This window comes from Streptomyces sp. NPDC004721 (assembly GCF_053601495.1).
On record NZ_JBSGBZ010000014.1, the window covers coordinates 136,504 to 154,281 of the forward strand.

Genomic DNA, 17,778 nt, shown 5'->3' on the forward strand with positions numbered 1-17,778 from the left:
ACCGCGCCGGAGCGGGAGCCGTGCGCCGTATCCCGGTCCTCCGCGCCCGCCGGTCGACCGTGCGCCGTTTCACGGTTCTCCGCGCCCGCCGGTCGCGGCCCGCCTGGTTGGCACACCCCCCGATCTTCGATAGGTTAGGCAAGCCTTACCTAAGAAGGAGTTGAGGGATGGACGACAGCCAGACCTGGACGGCGGCGCCCGCGGCGGCACAGCGGGCGCGGTCCCTGCTCGCCGCCGCCTGGTCCTGCGCGGTGACGGCGGAGGGAGGACGGGAGGAGTACGTGGGCGCCCACACCGTGAGCGAGGACGGCCGCGTACTCCTGCACGCACCCGAGGACAGCGCCCTGCGCACCGCCGCGATCTGCGCGCCGCGCGGTGAGCCGTCCGCCGTCCTGGAGTTCGCCGACGTCGCTCCCGTCCCCGTACCCAACCGGATCCGCGCCCGGCTCTGGCTCGCCGGCCGGCTCGTCCCGGAAGCGCGGCACCTGGCGTTCCACCCCACGCGCATCGTGCTGCGGCAGCCATCCGGCGCGGTCGTCATCGGAGCCGAGGAGTTCACCGCCGCCGCGCCCGACCCGCTCGCCCTGGCGGAGGCCGGCCTGCTCACCCACCTCGCCGACGCCCACCCCGAGGCGGTGGAGCGGCTGACCCGTCTGGTCGGACCCGACAGCCTGCACGGCGCGGTGCGCGTCCGGCCGCTCGCCGTCGACCGGCACGGACTGACCCTTCGCATCGAGCGCGCCCGCACCCACGGCGACGTACGTCTGCCGTTCCACGCGCCCGCCGACGACCTCGCCGCGCTCACCGAGCGCATGCACGTCCTGCTTCGCCAGGCGGGCGCCGCCTCCTGCCCGCGCGCCCTACAGCGGCAGCGCGCAGACGGCGACGGGTGAGGGGAACGGCGTACCCGCCAGGCGCAGCGCGCCGTTCGCGCGGTCGACGTGGAAGACGCTGACCGTGCTCGACTTCTGGTTCGCGGCGAACAGCAGCGCGCCGTCCGGTGAGAAGGCGATCTGACGCGGGAAGTCGCCCGCGACCGGTGTCGTGCCCAGCAGCTTCAGCCGGGCCCCGCTCGCCACCACGGCGTACCGAGCCAGGGTGTTGTGGCCCCGGTTGGCCAGGTAGGCGAACCGGCCGTCGGCCGTGACCAGGACCTGCGACGGGTAGTTCTTGCCCGGGCCCCCGCCGGTCGACTCCGTCGCGCCGATGGTCAGCCGGCCGGTGGGCCGGTCGTACGTACAGACCGCGAGGGTGTCGTCGACCTCGTTGGCGAGATAGGCGTACCGGCCGCCCGGGTGGAACGTCAGTTGACGCGGCCCGGCGCCCGGCCGGGTGTGCGCCTGGGAGACCTCCGTGAGGCGGCCCGTGCGGGTGTTCAGGCGATAGGTGTAGACGGTGTCGGTGCCGAGGTCCACGGCCAGGACGTGGCCGCCGTCGGGGCTGGTGATGACCTGGTGGGCATGCGGCCCCTGCTGTCCGGGGCCGGGCCGCGGGCTGGTGTGGGTGATCAGGTCGGCCCGCTCGCCGAGCGCGCCCGAGGCGGCTATCGGGTGCACGGCCACGCTGCCGGAACCGTAGTTGGCGCTCAGCAGCCAGCGCCCGCTCGGGTGCACGGACAGATGGCAGGGCCCCGACCCGCCGGTGCTCCGGGTGCCCAGCACCTTCCGGTCGGCGAGCCGCACCGCGGTCACCCCGCCGTTCTGCCGCTCGTCGACCGCGTACAGCGTGCGGCCGTCGGGATGCACGGCGAGGTACGACGGGTCGGCGACGCCGGCGACGGCGCCCCGGCCGCCGACGGCACCCGACACCGGGTCGTACACCGCCAGGCCGATGCCCTTGCCGCCGCCCGGCACGGACGTGTACGTGCCCAGGTACAGGGGCCGGGGACCGGACCGCCTCGCCGCCGGCTGCCGACCGCTCGCGGCGGCCTCCGGCGCGCTCCCGGGCGCGGACCCGGCCCGCGGTGTCGCGGGCGCCGGGACCGCCAGTACGGCGACGGCTCCCGTCAGGGCCCCGACGAACTGCCGCCTGGTCCAGCCTCCCCCGGGTTCCCGACGTCGCCCGAGCAGGGGGGACCCCTGCCGCGACGCCCTCGCACCACTGTCCATGCCCGCACCTCAGGTCATCGGCTGCCCCGGTCGTGACTGCCACCTTGACGCGCGCCACCGCTCCCACGCAAACGCAGCGGGACCCGTCCCGGGTCCCGTGAGGCGGCAGCCCGGTGCGGGCCTGCCCGGAGCGTCTTTGCCTGCCACGGCTCGTGGTCGTCACCGGGCCAGTCCCTGGCCGGCCGCACCGTTGGCAGGGCGTCGCGGCTGGGTAGCGGCGGCTTGTCGTGGCTGTCGCCGCGCAGGCCGTCCACGACCGCCCGGAAAGACCGGTCGCCCGGGCCGCGCGCACTGCCGGTGTGCTTCGGCCGGAGCCCGGCGTTCGGTGCGGGGCCACGACGGTCGGCCGGGTCCGGGTGGACGCGCGGACCGCCTGCATCCACGCGCCCCGGATTCGTGAGGCGGCAGCCCGGTGCGTCTACCAGTCCCCGTCCTCCACCGGCTTGCCCGGAGCGTCCTTCAGGGGGCGTACCTGCTGCGGCGACGGTTCCTGCCACGGCTCGTGGTCGTCACCGAGCCAGTCACCGGCCGGCCGCACCCCCGACAGGGGATCGGTGGGGGAGAGGTCCTCGGCGTCCTGGTCGTAGTAGTCGAACCAGGGCAGTCCGGCGCTCGTGTACGCGGCGCGGTCCACGGGCGACGGCGGGGGAGCCTCGCCGGTGATGCGGCGCCACTGCGGAGGCGTCACCAGGTGCACGAACACCCGCCCCGCGGGCCGCTCGGACCAGGCACCCGGCGGCCGGTCGTCCCGGTACACCTCCTGGCGCATGGAGCCGCCGACACCGAGCCCCATCGCGGGCGCGGCCCGGCGCGGGGCGGCCGGCGCGGCGCCGGGCGCGGGCGCCGCCGCTGCCGCCATGGGCGCGGCACCGCAGATCTGCGCCGACAGGGCCGTCTCCTGCCGCAGCCGCCGCCGCTCCTCCTCGCGCCACCGGCCCAGTTCGTCATCGTTCAGCGGGAACGACTGCAACTGCACGCCGCCCCACACCTCCTCGCCCGTGACCTGGCCCTCGACGCTCGCTCCCAGCCCCAGCGGCACGGCGACGAACTGGCGCACGGTGCCCTTGCCGGAGTTGATGCCGTCCAGCCATGGCTGGCGTGGCAGCACCACGTAGTTCTGCGGGTCGCGGGACAGCCGGTCGCTCCAGGGCCGGCCCGACACCGCGCACACCTTGCCCACGCCGACCTGGAGGGCGGCCGGCTCGGTCGTGCCCGCGAAGCTCAGCCACATCGCCTCGCGCAGATACACCGGCAGCATCACGCCGCCGCGCGCCCGCCACTCCTCGGGCACCGAGTCCGCGTAGTCGGCCACCCGCCGGACCGGGAACTCGCCCAGCCCCGGTGGCAGCGGATGCGTACCCTTCTCCGGCAGCCGCAGGGTGCGCACGAACCGCACCGCCACACCGCCCGGCAGCCGCAGCGTGTTCCCGTCGATCCGTACCTTCGAGTCGGTCATGCCTGCTCCCCTCCCTCACAGGACCGCGCCGTCGTACGACCGCGCCCCTCACGCACAGAACGCCGCGCGACGCTCTCGTGGTTCCGCCGCTGCCGGACCGGGGCGCCCAGCCGGTCCCCGAGCCGGGTCAGCCGCGGGGCGCGCTCGCGCTGGGCGCGGGTGTACCGGTCCAGCTCCTCCAGGAGCCTGCGGGAGCGGTGCTCGGTGTCCATCTCGTCGATGATGCGGTCGACCTCGGTGAGCACCGCGCCGTACAGCTGCCACTGGCCCGTGTCCCGCCGCGCCTCCTCCAGCAGCAGCCGCGCCACCCTGTCGCGGGTGGCCGAGGTCTGCCGCAGCTGGGCGGCCAGCCGGGACTCGGCCTCCTCGGCGCTCACGCTGACGTCCGTGGTGACCAGCACCGCGAAGCTGACCACCGCGTCGGCGATCTCGCACAGCAGCTCCTGCACCAGGGCTCCGGTCTGCGGCGAGAACATCGGCTCGGGGGCCCGCCGCTTCGTCAGGTCGGTGAAGCTGCGCGCCAGTACCCGCAGCACGACCGTGCAGATCTCCAGCGTGTCAAGACCCGTGCGCAGCACCACCCGGTGCAGCAGGCCCTCGCGCACCCGCGGATTGAGCCGCAGGCTGTCCTCGGCCTGCCGGAGGGCGGCGTCCACCTCGGAGATGTCGTGGTCCAGGCGGCGCGCCTCGTGCAGCCGCTCCGCGGCGCGCTCCACGGGCGGATGCCCGGCCGCCTCCTCGCCCAGCCGCAGCATCAGCTGCCGCACGCGGCGGGCCAGGCCCTCGATCGACGCACCGGCCTGTTCGGTCCACACCGGGGGAGCGAGCAGCAGGTTGCAGCCGAGGCCGACCACCGCGCCGATCAGCGTCTCCTCGACCCGCGCCGAGGCGGTACTGCCCACGGCGGTGACCCCGAGCACCAGCATCGCGCTGATCGCCACCTCGGGCACGAACTCGTCCACCCGCACAAGGTGCCCGACCGCCAGCGCCGCCAGGATGACCAGTGCGAGACTCCACCAGGTCAGCCCCACCAGCAGGGAGAAAGCGATGGCCACGAGCACTCCGGCCACCACGGAGTTCACCCGGCGGATGCCGGTGGTCAGCGTGGAGTAGAGGGTCACCTGCACGACGAGCAGAGCCGTCAGCGGCGCGGTCAGCGGCGCGGGCTCGGGACTCAGCCGCAACGCGATCACATACGCGATCGTCGCCGCGGTCGTGGAGCGCAGCGCCTGTACGACCACGGGGTCCCGGCGCCGCTTGGCCAGCCGAACCAGGGACGAGGTCCAGTCACGTACCTTCCGCATCCCTTGCGCTGTTCCCCGATCGCACAGGGGTCGAACGTGACCGGGCGGTGCGGTCAGGCATACAGCTTGTCGAGGAAGGCCGCCAGGTTGGTTGTGGTGCGGGCGATCTGCTGCTCCAGGGTGAGGCTCTCCTCGAAGCGCGCGCCGGAGTCCGGGACCTTCTTTCCGCGCACGTAGAGGGAGCAGGCGAGGTCGGTGCACATGTACACGCCGACCGAGTTGCCCTCGCGGCCCGCCGCTCCGGCCTTGCGGGCGGTCATCAGGGAGACCCCGCCCCCGCGGTGGGTGGTCAGGCACAGCGAGCACATGCTGCGGTGCAGGAACCCGCGCTGCGAGGCGGGGAAGCGCAGGGTCACGCCCATGGGCCGGCCCTCCCGCTCGGTGACCAGATAGCTGCGATCGGGCGCTCCCGGGTCGCGCCAGCCCAGGAAGTCCAGATCGTCCCAGGGGCGGTCACCGAGGTCGCGGGGCAGCGGCAGGCGCTTGGCCTCGCCCTTGGAGCAGTTGACGAACGAGTCGCGGACGTCCTGCTCGGACAGTGATCTCATGGGGGTCTCCGGGAGGGTGCGAGAAATTGCCTAAGGGGATTAGTTTCGCGGCTAGGGTAAGCAGGATCCGGAAGGGGGGTCCAATGGATTTCGGTGACCCGGACACACCGCCGACGGGGTCGTGGGGGCGGGCCCGGCGCGTTCCGCGGGCCGCGGGTGTCCCGCCCGGCCGGCTCGCCCGGCTCCGCGCGCTGGGCGGCGGCACGTACAACACGGTCGAGGAGCTGTGCCTGGCCGATGGCACCCGGTACGTGCTGAAGGTCCCGCCCGCCCCGACCGCGCCCGGTCTGCGCTACGAGAAGGACCTCCTCGTGGGCGAGGCCGAGTTCTGCCGCGGGGCCGGACGGGCCGGAGTGCCGGCGCCGCGCGTGGTCGCGGTGGGCGAGGAGGCCGGCCGGCGCCACCTGCTGATGACGGCCTGCCCCGGCGAGCCGTGGGACGCGTCGGTGACGGACGTCGAAGCGGCGGACCTGCGTACCCGGCTGGGCGGCCAGGTGGCCCGGCTGCACCAGGTGACCGGCCCCGGCTTCGGCTACCCCTCCGGCGCGCTCGGCCCGCTCGCCCCGGACTGGCGCACCGCCTTCACGGCCATGTACGCCGCCGTCCTCGACGACGCCCGCCGCTACGGAGCCCGGCTGCCCCGGCCCGCCGACGAGATCGCCCGCACGGCCGCGGCCGCGTACGGCGCCCTGGACGAGGTCGCCGTACCCCGCCTGGTCCACTTCGACCTGTGGCCCGGCAACGTCCTGGTCGACCGCTCGGAGGGCGGTGTCCGCATCGGGGGCCTGATCGACGGCGAGCGCATGTTCTGGGGCGATCCGGCGGCCGACTTCGTCTCGCTCGCGCTGCTCGGGGACATCCGCGAGGACCGGGAGTTCCTCGCGGGCTACCGCGCGGCGGGCGGCCGGGCCGGGTCCGGGCGGACGGCCCGCCTGCGGCTCGCCCTGTACCGCAGCTACCTTTACCTGGTCATGCTCACCGAGACGATTCCGCGCGCCCTGGGGCAGGAGCACGAACGCTGGACGCGCGACCATGTCGCCCCCGAACTGTCCGCCGCGCTCGAGGAGATCGGCCGCCTTACCGTCACCTCTTAATTTATTGCGTGGACTAAGGGATCGCGGAAGTCGCGCCCAGACGGCCCGCGGCGGTATGTTGCAGCTCGGGCACGGTTCGGGAGGGAGCCACATGGCGGGGCGGAACGGGCGCACGGTGCGCGATCTCAGAAGGGGCAACCGCTCGGCCGTACTGCAACGGCTCTACTTCGACGGCCCCCTCAGCCGTTTCGAACTCGGCCCCGCGACCGGACTGAGCTCCGGCTCGGTCAGCAACGTCGTCGCCGACCTGGTCGCCGACGGCCTCGTCGAGGAGGCCGGCAGCGTCGACTCCGACGGCGGCCGCCCCCGCACCCTGCTGCGCGTCGCGCCGGGCAGCGGCCACATGATCGGCGTGGACGTCGGCGAGACCCGGGTGCGCGTCGAGCTGTTCGACCTCACCCTCACCGAACTGGCGCGCACCGAACGGCCGCTGGAGTCACAGGGCTACGACGTCGACGTGATCACCGGGCACATCCGGGACGGGATCGCCGAGGTCCTGACCGTGGCCGGCCTGCCCCCGGAGCGCCTCCTCGGGGTCGGGATCGGAGTCCCCGGCATCGTCGAGCCCACCCCCGACCGCGGTGCCGTCGTGCACGGGCAGACCATCGGCTGGGACGCGGTACCCCTGGAGTCCCTGCTCCGCGCCGGCTCCCGGCTCCCGGACGACGTCCCGTACTTCATCGACAACGGCGCCAAGACGCTTGGCCAGGCCGAGATGTGGTTCGGCGCCGGCCGCGGCGCGGGCAACGCGGTCGTGGTGCTCTTCGGCTCCGGAGTCGGCGCCTGCCTGGTCACCACCGAGGTCGAGCGCGGCCGGGCCGTGGAGTGGGGGCATCTGACGGTACGCGTACGGGGGCGCCGCTGCCGCTGCGGCGCCCTGGGCTGCCTGGAGGCCTACGCCGGCGCGGAGTCCCTGCTGGCCCGCTGGCGCGAGGAGGGCGGCCGGCGGCCGCGGGACACCGACGAGGAGACCGCGCTGACCGCCCTGCTGGCCGCCGCCTACCCGCCCGAGGGCACCGCCGCCGACCCCGTGGCGCTCGCCGTGCTGGAGGAGACCGCCGAATACCTGGGCGCCGGCCTGTCCGACCTGATCAACCTCTTCCAGCCCGAGCGCATCCTCATCGGCGGCTGGGCCGGCCTCCAGCTCGGCCCCCGCTTCCTGCCCGCGGTACGCCGCCACGCGGCCGCCTACTCCCTGCGCCACCCCGCCGAGCGGGTCACCATCGACCTGGGCAGACTCGGCCCGGACGCGGTCACCGTCGGTGCCGCGATCCTCCCCCTCGCCGACTTCTTCACCCGCGGCGGCCGCCGCGCCGACCCGGCCCCCAAGGACCCGGTCCCCGCCTGGCAGACGGCCCTGGAGGAACGCAGGACGTAGGGGGCTGTCGCCGGGGCGCGGTGCGATGGATCATGGGGGCGCATCCCGCACCAGGAGCGTTCGAAGGAGTCGTCCGTGACGCATGACATCGCCGGTGTCCGCGCGCAGTTCCCCGCCCTGAAGGCCGGGTGGGCTCATTTCGACGGGCCGGGCGGCAGTCAGACACCGCAGCAGGTCATCGACGCCGTCGCCGACGCGCTGGCCGGTCCGCTGTCCAACCGGGGGCTGACGACGGTGGGCGAGCGCAACGCCGAGGACTGTGTCGTCACCGCCCGCGAGGCCATGGCGGACCTCCTGGGCGCGGAGCCGTCCGGAGTCGTCTTCGGGCGCAGCGCGACCCAGTTGACGTACGACTTCTCGCGCACGCTGGCCCGGACGTGGGCGCCCGGCGACGAGGTCGTCGTCACCCGGCTCGACCACGACGCCAACATCCGGCCCTGGGTCCAGGCCGCCGAGGCCGTGGGAGCCGTCGTGCGCTGGGCCGACTTCGACCCGGCCACCGGCGAACTGACCGCGCGGCACGTCGCGGACCAGCTGTCCGACCGCACCCGGCTGGTCGCGGTCACCGCCGCCTCCAACCTGATCGGCACCCGCCCGGACCTGCCCGCGATCGCCGCCCTGGCCCACGAGCGCGGCGCCCTGCTCTACGTGGACGGCGTGCACCACACCGCGCATGCCCCGGTCGACCTCGCCGCCCTGGGCGCGGACTTCTTCGCCTGCTCCCCGTACAAGTTCCTCGGCCCGCATCTCGGCGTCGTGGCGAGCCGCCCGGACCTGCTGGAAACGCTGCGCCCGGACAAGCTGCTGCCTTCGTCCGACGCGGTGCCCGAGCGCTTCGAACTCGGCACCCTGCCCTACGAACTGCTGGCCGGCACCCGGGCCGCCGTGGACTTCCTCGCCGGGATGGATCCGTCTGCGCGCGGCACCCGGCGGGAACGGCTCCTCGCCTCCTTCGGCTCGCTGGAACGGCACGAGGACGCCCTGCGCCGCCGGATCGAGGAGGGGCTGTCCCGCCTCCCGGGGATCACCGTGCACTCGCGCGCGGCCGAGCGCACCCCGACCCTGCTGCTGACCATCGAGGGCCGCAGCACCGTCGACGCCTACCGCCACCTAGCCGAACGCGCCGTCGCGGCACCGTCGGGCGCGTTCTACGCCCTGGAGGCCTCCCGCCGGCTCGGCCTGGGCGACACCGGCGGGCTGCGGATCGGACTGGCCCCGTACAACGACGACGAGGACGTCGACCGGCTCCTGGAGGCGCTGGCGGACTTCCTCCGCACGACGCCGTAGACCGGGGCGCGGCCCGCGAGTCCAGCCCCGGGTGTCAGGGCTTGCGGGCCACGCCGCCGTGGATGTCCGTGGGCTCGGGCCTGCCGCCCGGCTCGGGACGCCACAGCGGGCAGGAGACGATGCCGGGCTCGAACAGCTCGAGCCCCTCGTAGTAGGCGACCAGCTGCTCCGGGCTGCGCAGCACGTACGGGACGGCGCCGGTGTCGTCGTAGCCCTGCTGGGCCTCCTTGAGCGCCTGGTCGGTGTCGGTGCTGTCGTAGTGCACGAAGCAGCTGCCGGAGGGCAGGGCGGCCTGGAGGCGGCGGACGATCGACTTCGCCTCCTCGTAGTCCTGGACGTGGCCGAGGATGCCCATCAGCATCAGGGCCACCGGCTGGTCGAAGTCGAGGATCTTGCCCGCCCGCTCGATGATCGCCTCGGGGTCGTGCAGGTCCGCGTCGATGTACTCGGTCAGTCCCTCGGGGGTGCTGGTGAGCAGGGCCTGGGCGTGGCGCAGCACCAGCGGGTCGTTGTCGACGTAGACGATGCGCGACTCGGGGGCGATGCGCTGGGCGACCTGGTGGGTGTTGTCGTAGGTCGGCAGTCCGGTGCCGATGTCGAGGAACTGGCGGATGCCGAGGTCGCCGGCCACATAGGTCACCGCGCGGACCAGGTACTGGCGGGATGCGCGGGCCATCGTCGCGATGGTCGGCGCGTGCTCGCGGTAGGCGTCGCCCGCGATCCGGTCGACCTCGTAGTTGTCCTTGCCGCCCATCCAGTAGTTCCAGATGCGGGCCGAGTGCGGCACCGTGGTGTCGATCTTGGACAGCGCGTCCTGGTCCGGGGTGAGCTCGCCGTCTGCCATGGGGGGTCTCCTGCCGTGCGTACCGCGGTCGGTGTCTGTATTCAACTTAGCGTCAACATCCTTATGAATGGCTCGAGTTCAGGATGATGTCGAGGAGAGGCCGAGCCGCGGACCCGGCCGCGGACCCGGCCGGTCCCGCGGGTCGCGGGGCCGGCCGGGGCTGTTCCGTTCGCTTCCGGACCGGTTTGTGTCCGGTTCCGGCTCAGTCCACCAGGAAGTCCGCCTGGCCCGCCTTGACGCCCCGGAGGAACGCGATCATCTCGTCCCGGCTGTAGAGCAGCGCGGGCCCCTCGGGGTCGGTGGACTGGCGGAGGGCGACCGTGCCGTCGGGCAGGCGCTTGGCCTCGACGCAGGAGCCGCCGTTGGTGCCGCTCCAGGGCTTGTGCCAGCCCTCGGTGCCCAGGTCAGCGGCCGGTATGCCGCTGTGGATGGGAGCGTTGGATGCCATGGATCACAACTCCTTACGCAGTTCGCCCAGGATGTCCCTGGTCCGTGCGACCGGTTCCGCCTGCACGGACATCCGGTCCAGAACTTCGAGATAGGTCACGACGTCCTCCGGCCGGTCGTAGTACACCGAACCCGCGAGGTTCTCGGTGTAGACGACGTCGGGCAGTTCGGAGAAGCCGAAGCGGAAGTGGTGGAAGGGGCCGAAGGCGCCCGGGTGGGCCCCCACCCTGTAGGGCATGACCTGGATGCTGACCTTCGGCATCCGGAGCACCTCGACGAGCCGGTCCAGTTGGGCCCGCATCACCTCGGGGCCGCCGACGGGACGGCGCAGCACCGTCTCGTCCACGATGGCCCACATGGCCGGGCCGTCCGGCTTGGCGAGCAGGTCCTGGCGTCTCAGGCGCAGGGCCACGCGACGGGCGATCTCCTCCTTCGACTCGTTGGGGAAGCCGACCCGCATGAGCGCGGTCGCGTAGTCGCGGGTCTGCAACAGGCCGGGCACGTAATGGGGTTCGTAGAGGCGGATGACGCTGGCCTCGCTCTCCAGGCTCACGTACGCCTTGAACCACTCCGGCAGCACGTCGCGGTACTTGTACCACCAGCCGGGCCGGTTGGCCTCCCGGGCCAGGGTGGCGAAGTCCTCGATCTCCGCCGCGGGGACGCCGTAGGTGCGCAACAGCTCCTTGACGTACGGGATGCGCAGGCCGACCTCGGCCTTCTCTATCCGGCGGACCGTCAACGGCGTGACCTCGATGGCCCGTGCCGCGTCCTCGAAGGAGACTCCGGCCTGCTCCCGCAGGTGCCGCAGACGCTTGCCGAGGACCATCCGCAGGACGGTGGGCGCGCTCCCGCCTGAGCGGTTCTCCCTCACGTCCTACCTCCCGAACGGCCGTCTTCGCGTGCAGTGTGACACGGCGTCGAGGACGCAGGCAGGGTGTTCGCGAACGTTCTGAAATTATCAGAACGCAGGTTGCGGGCCGAGTGTGTCCGAGACCATAGTGACGGGGGGAGCTGTCGCGCAGTGGGCCGTCACGCCGGCCAACTGCGCTTTTCTGCAATGAAACTGACGTTCCGCCAGACCCGAAACCCGGCCCGCACGGGACTGCGACGCGAGACCTGGATGGCCATCGTGACCGACGGACAGTCGAGGAGCCCGGACCCCGGCCCCGCCCGTACGCGGACGAGGGCGGCCGTCCTGACGCAGGGCGCCGCGCCGCTGCGTCCGAAGGAGGACCGATGACGGCATCCAGCGCTTGGCGCCCCGGGCCGCCGCCCGCACCGGCGGTCACCGGGCACCGTCCGGCCGGCCCTGCCGGGGCCGCCGCGGACGAACCCTTCCGTGTCCGCTCCACCGTGCCCGCCGACCCCTCCTGGGCGGCGGCCGTACGGCGACTGGTCGCCGAGCAGTTCGCCCGGCTGCCGCTGTCGGCCGATCAGCGCGACGGCGCGGTGCTCGCTGCGGACGAACTGTTCGCCAACGCGGTCAAGCACGCGCGCACCGACCCGGACGACATGGTCACCGTGACCGTCGAGTGGAGCGCGCACATCCTCCGCGTGACGGTGGCGGACTCCTCGCCGGTGCTGCCGCGACCGAGGCCGGCGGACGCGGACGCGGAGTCGGGACGCGGACTTGCCATCGTGGCCGCGCTGGCGGACGACTGGGGCATGGCGCCGCCCGAACCCGGCCGCCCCGGCAAGAGAGTGTGGTTCACGCTGCGCCGCCGCGGGGGCACGGCACCATGACGGCCTCCCAGGACCATCCCGTGGGCACGCCCACGACATCCCGCGGACCGGACGCCTCGGACGGGAGCCCCGCGGTCCTGCCCGCCCGCGCGGTCCCGGGCACACCGGTGACGGGACCGACCGAGGCGGCGGTACCGCTGGCCGGGCGGGATGCGGTGCCGGCGGTGGGGCGGGACGCGGTGCCGACAACTGGGCGGGATGCGGTGCCGCTGGTGGGGCGGGACGCGGTGCCGACGGTCGTAGGGCAGGACGCGGTGCCGCTGTCCGGGGAGGCCGCCTCCCTGGTGGCGGCCGAGCTGGTGCGCAGGGCCGACGCGGACCGGGAGTCGACGCGGGAGGCGGGGGCCGCGCCCACGGCGGAGCGGCGACGGAATGTGGCCCGGCGCCGCCGGGACAACGCCGAGGCGCTCGCGGTGATCGTGCGCCTGCACGGCTGGCCGACCGTCGAGGCCGTCGGCGGGGCCGCCTCGACGGCCGCCCTGATGATCCTGCTGCACGCCCCGGACCTGGGCTTCCGGATGCGGTGCCGGGATCTGATCGCCCAGGCCACGGCGGACGGCCGCTGTCCCGCGGTGCACCTGGCCTACATCGCCGACCACTGCGCCGTGGAACTGGGCGAGCCGCAGTTCTACGGGACGCGGATCAACCCCGTGACGTTGCGCCCGTACCCCGTGCGCCGCCCGCAGACCCTTGACGAGCGCCGCCGGGACGTCGGACTCGGTCCGCTGGAGGAACAGATGCGGGCGCTGCGGGCGCACGGCTGACACTTCCGGGGCCGTGGCCCGGCTCCCCTCGGGAGACCCTTGCAGTTGCCGAGCGCAGGCCCCGGCGCGGCCCTGGCTCACCCGGCCTTGCGGCCCCGCAGCGGCTCCGTGTCCTCGCCCTCGCCCCGCTGCAACCCCTGGAGGAACTCCTGGAGGACCTCCGTCGCCGTACGCTCCGGGCGCCAGCCCAGTTCGGTGTGGGCCCGGGTGCAGTCCATCAGGGGGAGGTGGAGGACCGCGTCGAACAGCTGGGGGGAGGCGGGCAGCAGGCGCAGCCCCCACGCGGCGGCGATCGCCGAGCGGGCGGCGGTGCGCGGCAGCCGTACGGGCCGGGAGCCGAGCAGCTCGCCCAGCACCTGCGCGTCGAGTGGCGGCTCGGCGGCCAGATTGAACGCTCCCCGCACCTCGTGCGCGAGCGCCAGCCGGTAGGCCCGGGCGGCGTCGTCCGTGTGCAGCGCCTGTACCCGCAGGCCCGGGACGTCCGGCAGGAACGGCATCAGCTCGGGCCGGGCCAGCTGCCCCGGCAGGAACCGGCCGCCGAAGATCCGGCGCTGCTCGCTCGCCGACTCCCGCTTGAACAGGAAGGCCGGGCGCATCCGGACCACCCGCACGTCCGGATGGTCCCGCTCGAAGGTGTCCAGGGCCCGTTCCAGATACGCCTTCTCCCGGCAGTACGCGGCGTCCGGCCAGCCGTGGGTCGGCCACGACTCGTCCACCGCGTGGTCCTTCGGCCCCGGTGAGTACGCGCCGACCGACGAGGCGTGCACCAGGACCGGCACCCGTGCGGCGGCCGCCGCGTCGAAGACCCGGATGCTTCCCAGCACGTTGGTGCGCCAGGTGGCCGCCGGATCGTGCGTGGGCTGGAAGGCCCAGGCCAGATGGATCACGGCGTCGGCGCCCGCGAACTCCCCGGCCAGTCCGGACTGCTCGAAGGACACGTCCACCGCCGACCACTGCGTCTTCGGCGGCGACCACTGCGGGATCCGGCGGGCCAGTCCCCGTATGGACCCGATCTCCGGATCCTCGGAGAGGAGGCGTACGACACTCGTGCCGACATTGCCGGTGGCGCCCGTGACGACGACCCGGCTGCCCGAAGCGCTGCTCACCCTCGGCTCCTCTCGGCGGCGGCTGACAGTGCGGTCCACCGAGTACCCGGTCCCGGCCGGCCGACGCGGACGCGCGGGCGTGGACCGCATGGCCGGGCGCCGCACGGGCGAGCGCCGAGTGGTGCGCGGGCGGCACGCCTCACGGCGTCCGGCGCTCGCGGGTCCAGCCCAGCAGCTGCTCCCCGGTCCACGTGGTCACCACGCGCTCCGGGGGCACCCCGCACTCCTCGGCCCGCGCACACCCGTGGATCTGCCAGTCCAGCTGGCCTGGCGCGTGGGCGTCGGTGTCGATGGAGAACAGCACGCCGGCCTCGACGGCCCGGCGCAGCAGCCGCCGCGGCGGGTCCAGCCGCTCCGGGCGGCTGTTGATCTCCACGGCCGTGCCGGTCTCGGCGCACGCGGCGAACACCGCGTCCGCGTCGAACTCCGACTCCGGCCGACCCCGCCCGGTCAGCAGCCGTCCGGTGCAGTGGCCGAGGACGTCGGAGTGCGGATCGCGTACGGCGGCCACCATGCGGCGGGTCATCGACCGGGCGTCCATCCGCAGTTTGGAGTGCACCGACACCACCACGACGTCCAGCCGTTCCAGCAGCTCCGGCTCCTGGTCGAGTGAGCCGTCGTCGAGGATGTCGCACTCGATGCCGGTCAGCAGCCGGAACGGCGCCCATGCCCGGTTCAGCTCCGCGACCACCTCCAGCTGCTCGCGCAGCCGCTCGGCGGACAGCCCGCGGGCCACCGTCAGCCGCGGCGAGTGGTCCGTGAGCACCGCCCACTCGTGCCCGAGGCGCGCCGCGGTCCGGCCCATCTCCTCGATCGGGCTACCGCCGTCGGACCAGTCGGAGTGCAGATGGCAGTCGCCGCGCAGCAGCTCCCGCAGCCGTTCGCCGCCCGCGACAAGCGGTTCGTCCGCCTCGTCCTCCAGGTTCCGCAGATAGCCGGGCACCTGCCCGGCCAGTGCCTCCCGCACCACCTGGGCGGTCTTCGGACCGACGCCCTTGAGCGACTGGAGCGTCCCGGCCGTGGCGCGCTCGGCCACCTCGCGCTCGGGCAGCCCGGACAGCACCCGGGCGGCGGTGCGGAAGGCGCGCACCCGGTAGGTCGGCGCCAGGGACCGCTCCAGCAGGAAGGCGATCCGGTCCAGTGCCTCGACAGGGTCCATCGCCACCTCCACCCCCAGGGTTCCCCGGCGCCACCGGGACCGCACCACACGGCACTCCGGTGTGTCCAACGGAAGCCCGTCGCCGCGGGCGGCGTTTTACCCTTGAAGGTATGACCGAAGCTGCCCTGCACATCTCCCGGCCGCGGATCCTGGTGCTCGCCGTGCAGCCGGGCAGTCCGCCCTTCCGTATCGTGGAGATCGACGGTGAGGTGATCGGCGAGGCGAAGACCGTCATCGACGTCCTGGAAGCCGCCGCCGCCTTCGGTATCAGCATCCACGACCTCGACGATCCGGACGTGATCCGCTGGGTCGGCGGCGACAAGTTCACCTGGACCGTGCACTAGTGCCCCGACAGGCAAGGTTCGCCCCGTCGCGACGCCCGGCACGCCGTCTCGCCGCACCGGCCGAAAGCCCAAGTACGTCCAGTACGAGGACTTCCGGCCGGCACTCCCCCAAGCTCTTCGAGCAGGGGGGACCCCCAGAGCACGCACCGGACGCCGCTCCTTGACGGGCAAACGTCACCTGCCGCGGCACTAGCCGTCAGCACCGGTCCACGGGCTCAGCCCACCGTCCACTTCTGGTTGGCGCCGCCCGTGCAGGTCCAGATCTGGAGCCGGGTGCCGTTGGCGGAGTTGTTTCCGGTGACGTCCAGACACTTGTTCGCCTGCGGGTTGACGATGTCGTGTGCCGAGGAGACGACCCACTTCTGGTTCGCGCCGCCGCCGCAGTCCCACAACTGGACGGTGGAGCCGTCCGCGGTGCCGCGGTCCGTGACGTCCAGGCACTTGCCGAGCGCGCGCAGGGTGCCGTCCGAGGCGACCGTCCACTGCTGGGCCGCGGTGCCGTTGCAGTCGTAGAGCTGTACCGGGGTGCCGTTGGCGGAGTTCGCCCCGGCCACGTCCACGCACTTGCCGGCCAGCCCGCGGATCGCGCCGCCGACGGACGTGTCGCTCGTGGTCACCGAGACCGAGTCGACCACGAGCTGCTGCGGGAAGGAGGTGGAGCCGTCCGGGTCGCCCGGCCAGTAGCCGCCCACGGCCAGGTTCAGGATCAGGAAGAACGGCTTGTTGAACACCCACGTTCTGCCGCCCAGGTCGGCCGGCGTGCGCCGCTGGTAGACGTTGCCGTCCACGGACCAGGTGATCGAGTCCGGCGCCCAGTCGACGGCGAAGGTGTGGAAGGCGTCCGCGAAGGCCTGTCCGTTCGGCAGTGTGTAGCCCGCGCCGATGCCGCCCGAGCCGGAGTAGCCGGGGCCGTGGATGGTGCCGTGGACGGTGGACGGCTCGAATCCGACGTTCTCCATGATGTCGATCTCGCCGGAGTCGGGCCAGTTGACCGGCGTCCCGAGCATCCAGAACGCGGGCCACATGCCCTGCCCCCGCGGGACCTTCATCCGGGCCTCGACGTGCCCGTACTGCGCGGTGAACTTCCCGGAGGTGTTCAGGCGGGCCGAGGTGTACTGGCAGGTGCCGTACCAGCACTGGTAGTTGGAGGGGTTCTCGCGCCGGGCGGTGATCACCAGATGGCCCTGGCCGTCAAGCGCCGCGTTCTTGTTGCCCGACGTGTAGTACTGCCGTTCGTGGTTGTTGACGTTGTCGCCGGTCTCGATCTGCCACTTGGAGGAGTCGACTGCCGCGCCGGCGGGGCCGTCGAAGTTGTCGGAGAACGTGACGGAGGCGGCCGCCTTCGGGGTGGCCGCCGTGGGGGTGGCCGCCCTCGGGGAGTCGGCCCGCGCCGGGACGACGGCGGCGGAGCCGACCAGGACGGCGGACAGGGCGGCGAACAGGCATCTGCGGAGCAGGCGTGGACGGGCCACGGCTCTCCCTTCCGTGCGGCGGTCCGGGCCCGGGCCGCCGACCGTTGTGGGGGGGGTGAATGTGTCGCCCTTGATTCAAGGAGTGAGATAAGAGGCCGTCAATATGTGGTACGGACCAATTCCGGCCATCACTCACGTCGCTTGCGCGCGTGTACGGCCCGGCCCATCCTCCGGCCCAGGAGCAGGTAACCCAGCAGCGCGCCGGTGGTGTTGAGGACGACGTCGTCGATGTCGAAGGCCCGCCCGGTGATCAGGGCGCCCTGCGCGAACTCCACCAGCAGCATCACCGTCGCGGTCAGCAGCAGCACCCGCAGGGCTCCGCGGGCCCCCGGCGCGACGACCGGCACCAGCACGCCGAACGGCACACCGAGCAGCACGTTTCCGCCGATCTGCTTGACCGCATCCTGTGTCCCCGCCCCCTCCAGATAGGCCCGAAGCGAGCTTCCCGGACGCAGATTGCTGTGCGCGATGGACGCCGACGCGGGCGACGGCTCCAGCGTCAGCTGCGCCAGGACGACCGCGAACGCCACCATGAAGGCGAAGGCGCACAGCATCGCCAGCAGCCGCAGCGGCCAGGCCAGTGGCCGGCGGGCACCTCCGGCCCGCCGCTCGGCGGTCCCGGACCGGCCCTTGCGCCGGCGGAAAACGGTACGCGGACTGATCGCCACACGGGCCATGCCGGTCCTTTCGATCGCCAACTCCTCTGCCTTGCAGGCCGGTTACC

At 73.4% G+C, this 17,778-nt stretch carries 19 protein-coding genes; 8 read left to right on the forward strand and 11 right to left on the reverse strand.

Going from position 1 to position 17,778, the window contains the following annotated elements:
* Positions 1-167: 167 nt before the first annotated feature.
* Positions 168-893, forward strand: a complete 726-nt coding sequence (locus ACWEK3_RS15715; protein ID WP_450541922.1) for a DUF2470 domain-containing protein — start codon at positions 168-170, stop codon at positions 891-893.
* Here the strand turns inward: ACWEK3_RS15715 and ACWEK3_RS15720 are convergent.
* From ACWEK3_RS15720 to ACWEK3_RS15735, 4 genes are all read right to left on the reverse strand, one after another.
* Positions 861-2,108, reverse strand: a complete 1,248-nt coding sequence (locus ACWEK3_RS15720) for a lactonase family protein (RefSeq protein WP_453249891.1) — start codon at positions 2,106-2,108, stop codon at positions 861-863. The genes ACWEK3_RS15715 and ACWEK3_RS15720 overlap by 33 nt on opposite strands.
* A gap of 418 nt (positions 2,109-2,526) precedes the next feature.
* Complete coding sequence (locus ACWEK3_RS15725) at positions 2,527-3,564, reverse strand: hypothetical protein (RefSeq protein WP_450541926.1); 1,038 nt, start codon at positions 3,562-3,564, stop codon at positions 2,527-2,529.
* Positions 3,561-4,868, reverse strand: coding sequence for an FUSC family protein (locus ACWEK3_RS15730; protein WP_450541927.1), 1,308 nt, complete (start codon positions 4,866-4,868; stop codon positions 3,561-3,563). The genes ACWEK3_RS15725 and ACWEK3_RS15730 overlap by 4 nt, the downstream gene beginning before the upstream one ends.
* 53 nt (positions 4,869-4,921) lie before the next feature.
* Positions 4,922-5,416, reverse strand: a complete 495-nt coding sequence (locus ACWEK3_RS15735; RefSeq protein WP_453249892.1) for an FBP domain-containing protein — start codon at positions 5,414-5,416, stop codon at positions 4,922-4,924.
* Positions 5,417-5,499: 83 nt separating this feature from the next.
* Between ACWEK3_RS15735 and ACWEK3_RS15740 the strand changes: the two genes are divergently transcribed.
* From ACWEK3_RS15740 to ACWEK3_RS15750, 3 genes are all read left to right on the forward strand, one after another.
* On the forward strand, positions 5,500-6,510 hold the full coding sequence (locus ACWEK3_RS15740; protein ID WP_450541931.1) for a phosphotransferase family protein: 1,011 nt from the start codon (positions 5,500-5,502) through the stop codon (positions 6,508-6,510).
* A gap of 91 nt (positions 6,511-6,601) precedes the next feature.
* Positions 6,602-7,888 carry an ROK family protein gene (locus tag ACWEK3_RS15745; protein WP_450541933.1) on the forward strand — a complete coding sequence of 429 codons (1,287 nt, stop codon included), beginning with the start codon at positions 6,602-6,604 and terminating at the stop codon, positions 7,886-7,888.
* Positions 7,889-7,963: 75 nt separating this feature from the next.
* Entirely contained in the window at positions 7,964-9,175 is a 1,212-nt protein-coding gene (locus ACWEK3_RS15750) for a cysteine desulfurase-like protein (protein WP_450541934.1), read from the forward strand.
* Positions 9,176-9,209: 34 nt separating this feature from the next.
* On the opposite strand, the gene ACWEK3_RS15755 is transcribed toward ACWEK3_RS15750, so the two are convergent.
* The 3 genes from ACWEK3_RS15755 to ACWEK3_RS15765 form a co-directional block, all read right to left on the reverse strand.
* Positions 9,210-10,019, reverse strand: a complete 810-nt coding sequence (locus tag ACWEK3_RS15755) for an SAM-dependent methyltransferase (RefSeq protein ID WP_384082913.1) — start codon at positions 10,017-10,019, stop codon at positions 9,210-9,212.
* 202 nt (positions 10,020-10,221) lie between these two features.
* On the reverse strand, positions 10,222-10,467 hold the full coding sequence (locus ACWEK3_RS15760) for a DUF397 domain-containing protein (protein WP_376545297.1): 246 nt from the start codon (positions 10,465-10,467) through the stop codon (positions 10,222-10,224).
* A 3-nt stretch (positions 10,468-10,470) separates the two neighbouring features.
* Positions 10,471-11,292: a helix-turn-helix domain-containing protein gene (locus ACWEK3_RS15765; protein ID WP_450538653.1), complete on the reverse strand. Its 822-nt coding sequence runs from the start codon at positions 11,290-11,292 to the stop codon at positions 10,471-10,473.
* Positions 11,293-11,523: 231 nt separating this feature from the next.
* Here ACWEK3_RS15765 and ACWEK3_RS15770 point away from each other — a divergent pair, with 231 nt between their 5' ends.
* From ACWEK3_RS15770 to ACWEK3_RS15780, 3 genes are read left to right on the forward strand one after another with little or no spacing between them, the layout of a single operon-like run.
* On the forward strand, positions 11,524-11,706 hold the full coding sequence (locus tag ACWEK3_RS15770) for a hypothetical protein (protein WP_453249893.1): 183 nt from the start codon (positions 11,524-11,526) through the stop codon (positions 11,704-11,706).
* Positions 11,703-12,209: an ATP-binding protein gene (locus ACWEK3_RS15775; RefSeq protein WP_450538530.1), complete on the forward strand. Its 507-nt coding sequence runs from the start codon at positions 11,703-11,705 to the stop codon at positions 12,207-12,209. Before ACWEK3_RS15770 ends, ACWEK3_RS15775 begins: the two co-directional genes overlap by 4 nt.
* A gap of 20 nt (positions 12,210-12,229) precedes the next feature.
* Entirely contained in the window at positions 12,230-12,973 is a 744-nt protein-coding gene (locus tag ACWEK3_RS15780) for a DUF6624 domain-containing protein (RefSeq protein ID WP_450538532.1), read from the forward strand.
* A gap of 77 nt (positions 12,974-13,050) precedes the next feature.
* On the opposite strand, the gene ACWEK3_RS15785 is transcribed toward ACWEK3_RS15780, so the two are convergent.
* The gene (locus tag ACWEK3_RS15785; RefSeq protein ID WP_453249894.1) at positions 13,051-14,079 is read right to left on the reverse strand and encodes an SDR family oxidoreductase; all 1,029 of its coding nucleotides are present in this window, start codon (positions 14,077-14,079) and stop codon (positions 13,051-13,053) included.
* Positions 14,080-14,218: 139 nt separating this feature from the next.
* A complete protein-coding gene (locus ACWEK3_RS15790; protein ID WP_453249895.1) occupies positions 14,219-15,238 on the reverse strand; it encodes a PHP domain-containing protein in 1,020 nt (339 codons plus the stop codon).
* A 110-nt stretch (positions 15,239-15,348) separates the two neighbouring features.
* Between ACWEK3_RS15790 and ACWEK3_RS15795 the strand changes: the two genes are divergently transcribed.
* Positions 15,349-15,582 (forward strand): hypothetical protein, encoded by a 234-nt coding sequence (locus ACWEK3_RS15795; RefSeq protein WP_365422781.1) that lies wholly within the window; start codon positions 15,349-15,351, stop codon positions 15,580-15,582.
* Between the two features lie 215 nt (positions 15,583-15,797).
* On the opposite strand, the gene ACWEK3_RS15800 is transcribed toward ACWEK3_RS15795, so the two are convergent.
* Together ACWEK3_RS15800 and ACWEK3_RS15805 are read right to left on the reverse strand one after the other, a co-directional pair.
* Positions 15,798-17,054: a ricin-type beta-trefoil lectin domain protein gene (locus tag ACWEK3_RS15800; RefSeq protein WP_450538537.1), complete on the reverse strand. Its 1,257-nt coding sequence runs from the start codon at positions 17,052-17,054 to the stop codon at positions 15,798-15,800.
* 128 nt (positions 17,055-17,182) lie between these two features.
* Positions 17,183-17,731 (reverse strand): VanZ family protein, encoded by a 549-nt coding sequence (locus ACWEK3_RS15805; RefSeq protein WP_450538539.1) that lies wholly within the window; start codon positions 17,729-17,731, stop codon positions 17,183-17,185.
* Positions 17,732-17,778 lie beyond the last annotated feature (47 nt).

Bases quoted from the DNA above. Each gene is read 5' to 3' on its own strand.
- ACWEK3_RS15795 (WP_365422781.1), top strand. From the start codon at position 15,349: ATGACCGAAGCTGCCCTGCACATCTCCCGGCCGCGGATCCTGGTGCTC.
- ACWEK3_RS15735 (WP_453249892.1), bottom strand. From the start codon at position 5,416: ATGAGATCACTGTCCGAGCAGGACGTCCGCGACTCGTTCGTCAACTGC.
- ACWEK3_RS15755 (WP_384082913.1), bottom strand. From the start codon at position 10,019: ATGGCAGACGGCGAGCTCACCCCGGACCAGGACGCGCTGTCCAAGATC.
- ACWEK3_RS15760 (WP_376545297.1), bottom strand. From the start codon at position 10,467: ATGGCATCCAACGCTCCCATCCACAGCGGCATACCGGCCGCTGACCTG.
- ACWEK3_RS15725 (WP_450541926.1), bottom strand. From the start codon at position 3,564: ATGACCGACTCGAAGGTACGGATCGACGGGAACACGCTGCGGCTGCCG.
- ACWEK3_RS15765 (WP_450538653.1), bottom strand. From the start codon at position 11,292: ATGGTCCTCGGCAAGCGTCTGCGGCACCTGCGGGAGCAGGCCGGAGTC.
- ACWEK3_RS15715 (WP_450541922.1), top strand. From the start codon at position 168: ATGGACGACAGCCAGACCTGGACGGCGGCGCCCGCGGCGGCACAGCGG.
- ACWEK3_RS15740 (WP_450541931.1), top strand. From the start codon at position 5,500: ATGGATTTCGGTGACCCGGACACACCGCCGACGGGGTCGTGGGGGCGG.
- ACWEK3_RS15770 (WP_453249893.1), top strand. From the start codon at position 11,524: ATGAAACTGACGTTCCGCCAGACCCGAAACCCGGCCCGCACGGGACTG.
- ACWEK3_RS15775 (WP_450538530.1), top strand. From the start codon at position 11,703: ATGACGGCATCCAGCGCTTGGCGCCCCGGGCCGCCGCCCGCACCGGCG.
- ACWEK3_RS15720 (WP_453249891.1), bottom strand. From the start codon at position 2,108: ATGGACAGTGGTGCGAGGGCGTCGCGGCAGGGGTCCCCCCTGCTCGGG.
- ACWEK3_RS15790 (WP_453249895.1), bottom strand. From the start codon at position 15,238: ATGGACCCTGTCGAGGCACTGGACCGGATCGCCTTCCTGCTGGAGCGG.
- ACWEK3_RS15805 (WP_450538539.1), bottom strand. From the start codon at position 17,731: ATGGCCCGTGTGGCGATCAGTCCGCGTACCGTTTTCCGCCGGCGCAAG.
- ACWEK3_RS15730 (WP_450541927.1), bottom strand. From the start codon at position 4,868: ATGCGGAAGGTACGTGACTGGACCTCGTCCCTGGTTCGGCTGGCCAAG.
- ACWEK3_RS15745 (WP_450541933.1), top strand. From the start codon at position 6,602: ATGGCGGGGCGGAACGGGCGCACGGTGCGCGATCTCAGAAGGGGCAAC.